Origin of the sequence: Leucobacter sp. M11 (genome assembly GCF_035726885.1) — a bacterium.
GTDB lineage: Bacteria > Actinomycetota > Actinomycetes > Actinomycetales > Microbacteriaceae > JAPFRB01.
The window spans coordinates 182,924-187,751 of the sequence record NZ_JAPFRB010000001.1 but is presented as its reverse complement, the minus strand read 5'-3'; the positions used below and the strand labels follow the sequence as shown (position 1 = coordinate 187,751).

The 4,828-nt window shown below is 71.3% G+C and carries 5 protein-coding genes; 2 read left to right on the top strand and 3 right to left on the bottom strand.

Annotated elements, in window-relative coordinates; genetic code table 11:
- A partial coding sequence (locus OOT08_RS00935) for a FadR/GntR family transcriptional regulator (protein WP_325090714.1) occupies positions 1 to 312 on the bottom strand: 312 nt, incomplete at its 3' end.
- Positions 313 to 500: 188 nt separating this feature from the next.
- On the opposite strand from OOT08_RS00935, the gene OOT08_RS00930 reads away from it, so the two are divergent.
- Positions 501 to 2,330: a 2-isopropylmalate synthase gene (locus OOT08_RS00930; protein WP_442916144.1), complete on the top strand. Its 1,830-nt coding sequence runs from the start codon at positions 501 to 503 to the stop codon at positions 2,328 to 2,330.
- Here OOT08_RS00930 and OOT08_RS00925 read toward each other — a convergent pair.
- Both OOT08_RS00925 and OOT08_RS00920 read right to left on the bottom strand, forming a co-directional pair.
- Positions 2,317 to 3,651 carry an O-acetylhomoserine aminocarboxypropyltransferase/cysteine synthase family protein gene (locus OOT08_RS00925; RefSeq protein WP_325090713.1) on the bottom strand — a complete coding sequence of 445 codons (1,335 nt, stop codon included), beginning with the start codon at positions 3,649 to 3,651 and terminating at the stop codon, positions 2,317 to 2,319. The genes OOT08_RS00930 and OOT08_RS00925 overlap by 14 nt on opposite strands.
- Positions 3,652 to 3,761: 110 nt before the next feature.
- Entirely contained in the window at positions 3,762 to 4,346 is a 585-nt protein-coding gene (locus OOT08_RS00920) for a TetR family transcriptional regulator C-terminal domain-containing protein (protein WP_325090712.1), read from the bottom strand.
- 166 nt (positions 4,347 to 4,512) lie between these two features.
- On the opposite strand from OOT08_RS00920, the gene OOT08_RS00915 reads away from it, so the two are divergent.
- The coding region (locus tag OOT08_RS00915; protein ID WP_325090711.1) for an FBP domain-containing protein at positions 4,513 to 4,828 on the top strand (316 nt) is incomplete at its 3' end.

Below are 4,828 nucleotides of genomic sequence, written 5' to 3'. Positions count from 1 at the left end.
CTCGGCTTCGATCGCGAGGCGGGCCTCGAGGACGGTGCGGATGGTGCTGCGCAGGATCAGGGTGTCCCTCGCGTGCTCGGTGTCGGGCTCGGTGAGGTAGACGCCGGAGCCGTGCCGGGGGAGGAGGATGCCGCGTGCGGCGAGGGACCGGATCGCCTCGCGAACGGTGGAGCGCCCGACGCCGAGCTGCGCGGCGAGGGTGGTTTCGCCGGGGAGTCGGTCGCCGGGGGCCCACTCGCCGGCGCGGATGCGGGCGAGGAGCGCTTCGGCGGTGCGCTCCGCGAGGGGGACGCGGGGCTGTGCTGCGGTCATGCGGGCTCCGAAGGGTGGTCAAGTTGTCTGAGGAGTTAATGCTATCGTGTTTCCATCATGCTCATGGCGATGCTCCTCCTTCGTTGCCACGGCGGGATGGTGCCTGACCGGCTCCCCGCCGTGGGCGTTTGGTGACGCCGGTCATTCTCCGGTGACGCGCCGCCACTCGGCGCAGGAAATGAGCCACCATGTTTGATCAGCACCCCGTTCACCCCTCGAATCCGCGGCCCATGCCGGGCACCCCGCGCAGCGGGGCCCCGCACTGGGATCGGCAGCGGCACTCGCCGATGCCCTCGCACCGCTACCGGGACGCCCACTCCCGGGTGGCCCTGCCGAACACGGACCGGGCCTGGCCCAGCGCCCGCTTCTCGCACGCCCCGCTCTGGGTGCCGGTGGATCTGCGGGACGGCAACCAGGCGCTCGCGGAGCCGATGGATCCGGAGCGCAAGCGCCGCTTTTTCACGGAGATGGTCCGGATGGGCTACGCCGAGATCGAGGTGGGCTACCCCTCCGCCTCGCAGACGGATTTTGATTTTGTTCGGATGCTCGCGGAGACGGACCTCGTGCCGGAGCACGTCACGATCGTCGTGTTCAGCGCCTGCCGCCGTGACCTGATCGAGCGCACCGTGGCGTCAATCCGCGGGATCCGGAACGAGGTCGTGATTCACCTCTACGCGGCCACGGCGCCGACCTGGCGGGACACCGTGCTGGGCAAGAGCCGGGCGGAGCTGGCTGCGCTCGTCGAGGGGGCGGGCCGGGATGCGCTGGAGCTCGCCGGGGATCTGCCGAACGTGCGCTTCCAGTTCTCGCCGGAGGTCTTCAACCTGACGGAGCCGGATTATGTCCTGGAGCTGTGTTCGCGGATGACGACGCTCTGGGACGCGAGCCCGGAGCGGCCGGTGATCCTCAACCTGCCCGCAACCGTCGAGATCGCGAGCCCGAACGTGTACGCGGATCAGATCGAGTACATGCACCGGAACCTGGATCGCCGCGACGGCGTGATTCTGTCCGTGCACCCGCACAACGACCGGGGCACGGGCGTGGCGTGCGCGGAGCTGGCGGTGCTCGCGGGGGCGCAGCGCGTGGAGGGGTGCATTTTTGGCAACGGGGAGCGGACGGGCAACGTTGATCTCGCGACCCTGGCCCTGAACCTGCACGCGCAGGGCGTGGACCCGATGATCGACTTCTCGGACATCGACCGCGTGCGTCGGACGGTCGAGCACTGCACGCGGATGCCCGTGCCCGAGCGGCACCCCTACGTGGGCGACCTGGTGCACACGGCCTTCTCTGGCACCCACCAGGACGCGATCAAGAAGGGCTTCGCGGAGCACCGGGCTCGGGCCCTCGCCGCGGGGATCCCGGAGGGCGAGCTGGACTGGCGGGTGCCCTACCTGCCGGTGGACCCCGCGGACCTGGGCCGCAGCTACGACGCGGTGATCCGGGTGAACTCGCAGTCAGGCAAGGGCGGGATCGCCCACCTGCTGCTGGAGGGCGGCGGGCTCGACCTGCCGCGCCGCCTCCAGATTGATTTCGCCCGGATCGTCCAGGCCCGGGCCGACGAGAGCGGCGAGGAGCTCGGCACCGCGGAGCTGCTGTCTCGGTTCCGGGATCGGTATCTCGCCGAGCCAGCCCCCGGTGACATCCGGCTCGCGCAGATCGATGCCCACGACCGCGGGGGCGAGCGCCGCACCGAGATCACCCTGCTCGACACGACGGGGGAGCCGCGGGTGAGCAGCCACCGCGGCCTCGGCGAGATCGAGGCGCTCGCGGCCGCGCTCGCGGAGCTGGGTGCGCCCGTTGCGGTGCTCAGCCTGAGTCAGCAGTCCCTGGGCGCGGGCAACGACAGCGAGGCGATCAGCTACCTCGAGTTCCGCGGCGCGGACGGCCCCGCCTGGGTGGCGGGCCAGAGCCGCTCGACCGCGGGGGCGAACGCCGAGGCGCTGCTGCGTGCGGCGAACGCGCTCCGCCGCGCGGGCGAGGCATCGGCGGAGCCGCTCGGGGCCCTCAGCACGCGCTGAGGGCGCGGTCCAGGTCGGCGATGAGGTCCGCCGCGTCCTCGGTGCCGATCGAGAGCCGGATGAGGCCCGGGGTGATGCCGAGGCGCAGGCGCAGCTCCTCGGAGAAGCCCAGGTGCGTGGTGGTGCCGGGGTGGAGCGCCATCGAGCGCACGTCGCCGATCCCGGTCATGTGGCTGATCAGCCGCAGGCCGTCGAGGAAGCGCGCCGCCCCCGCAGCCCCGCCGCGCACGGTTGCCGCGAACACGGAGCCGGGCCCGCCGGGGTACCGGCGCTGCGCGAGGCCGTAGTGGGGGCTGTCGGGCAATCCCGCGTAGGCGACGCCGTCGATCGCGGGGTGGCCCGACAGCCACTCGGCGATCGCTCGCGCGTTTGCCACGTGCCGGTCCATCCGCAGGGACAGGGTCTCGACGCCCTGGTGCAGCAGGAAGGCGTTGAGCGGAGACAGGGCGGGGCCGATGTCGTTGACGACCTGTTCCCGGGCGGCTCGCGCGTATGCGGTCGCCGGGAAGCGGTCGAGCAGCGACGGGGCCCCCGGGCGGGGGCCGCGAGTGATCAGGGGGTACTCGTGCGCGGCCCCGGCCCAGTCGAAGGTGCCCGCGTCCACGATCACCCCGGAGACCGCGGCGCCGTGCCCCGACAGGAACTTCGTGGCCGAGTGTACGACGACGTGGGCGCCGAGTTCCGCCGGGCGGATCAGGTACGGGGTGCCGATCGTGTTGTCGACGATCAGGGGGAGGCGGTGCCGCTCGGCCACCCGGGCCAGGTGCTCGATGTCGACGAGGTCGCAGAGCGGATTCGGGATCGTCTCCGTGTAGATCGCCCGGGTGTCCGGTCCGATCGCGGCGTCCCAGGCCGCGTCATCCGTGGGGTCCCAGACATAGTCCACCCCGATGCCGAAGCGGGCAAAGGTCCGCCCGAACAGGGTGCGGGTGCCCGAGTAGATGCTCGCGGTGGACACGAAACGCTCCCCGGCCTGAACCACGGTGAGCAGGGCCGCGGTGATCGCGGCCTGTCCCGAGGACACGGTGATGGCCTCGACGCCGCCCTCCAGGTTCGCGATGCGGCGCTCCGCAAAGGCGGTCGAGGGGTTTCGGGAGCGGGAGTACACCAGCCCGTCGGCCTCGCCCGCGAAGCGATCCCTGGCGTCCGCGAAGGAGTCGAAGCGATAGCCCGCGGTCAGGGCGATGGGGGCGATCCGCTCGCCCGCGGCGGGATTGACCCGCTCTCCGGCGTGAATCTGCCGGGTGTTGAAGCCGTAGCCGGCCTGCTGTGGCTCCGCGTGGGCGCTGTGGCGCTCGCTCGGACAGTCGTGTTCGCTCATCGTGATCAGCTCCTTCGCCACCCATGCTGACGGACGGTGGCGTCGGTGAACAGCCCGGCTGTCACGCGGGGTCACGCGGGGTCACGAGCGGTTACCCGCGCACGGGGCTCCTACGCGCCGAGCTCCGCGGAGAGCGCGTCGCCGATGATCCGGGTGCGGTGCCGTTCGGAGAAGCCCTCGGGGTCGATGGCTGCCATGCCGGAGAGGCCGATCGCGAGCAGGAGGATGCGCGCGGCGGCGGAGCCCGGGGTGGAGCGCAACGTGATCAGCGCGGCGGCTTCCCCGTCGCGGAACAGCTCGGTGAGAACGCCGACCAACTCCTGATAGCTCTCCAGGTAGGCCGGGGCGAAATCCGGGGTGGACTGCGCGTGCGCCCAGGCGTTCGCCCAGAGCCGCAGCTCGCTCTCCGAGGTGCCGTCGGTGAAGTTCCCGAAGAAGTCGCTGAGGCGTTCGCGCGGGCCGAGCGCGTCGGTGGCCGTGTGGAAGGCCGCGATCTCCGCGTCGGTGTAGCTGCGCCAGGCCTCGATCGCGAGCTCGCCCGTGCTCTCGAAGTGGTGGTGGATCTGGCCGGGGGAGCTGCCCAGTTCTCGGGCCACCGAGCGGGTGGTCAGCCCGGCGAAGCCCTCCCGGATGAGCACCCGAACCGCGGCGTCGATGATCGACTGACGGCGTTCGGCTCGTGCGAGATAGCTCATGCTCCGGTCTCCTCCTGTTTTCCTCCAGCCTAGCTGGACCGTAGGGCAAGAGCAGATTCGACGCGGAAAGACGCGGAACTCGCCGCGAACTTGTGCAAGTGTTCAATTTGAACGTATGCTCAATTCCGTGCGTTCGGAGGGTCCGGGGGCACGGAAAGGAGCCCCCATGCACGCCCTGACCAGCGCCGAGGTCCGAGCGGGCCTGCGCAACGCGAGCCCGCGCGAGGTGAGCACGCTTGCCCTGCCCCGGGGCTTCGACTCGATCCGCTGGGACCGCCTCGACTACCTGGGCTGGCGGGACCCGAGGGCCCGGCAGCGCGGCTATCTCTTCACGCAGACCGCGGCTGGGCCGGTCGGCCTGATCCTCACCGCGGCGGCTAAGACCGCGGGCACCCGCAACCGCGCGGTGATGTGTGGGCTGTGCCAGGTGCCGCAGCGCTTCGATTCGGTCGGGCTCTTTACGGCTCCCGTCAGCGCGATTC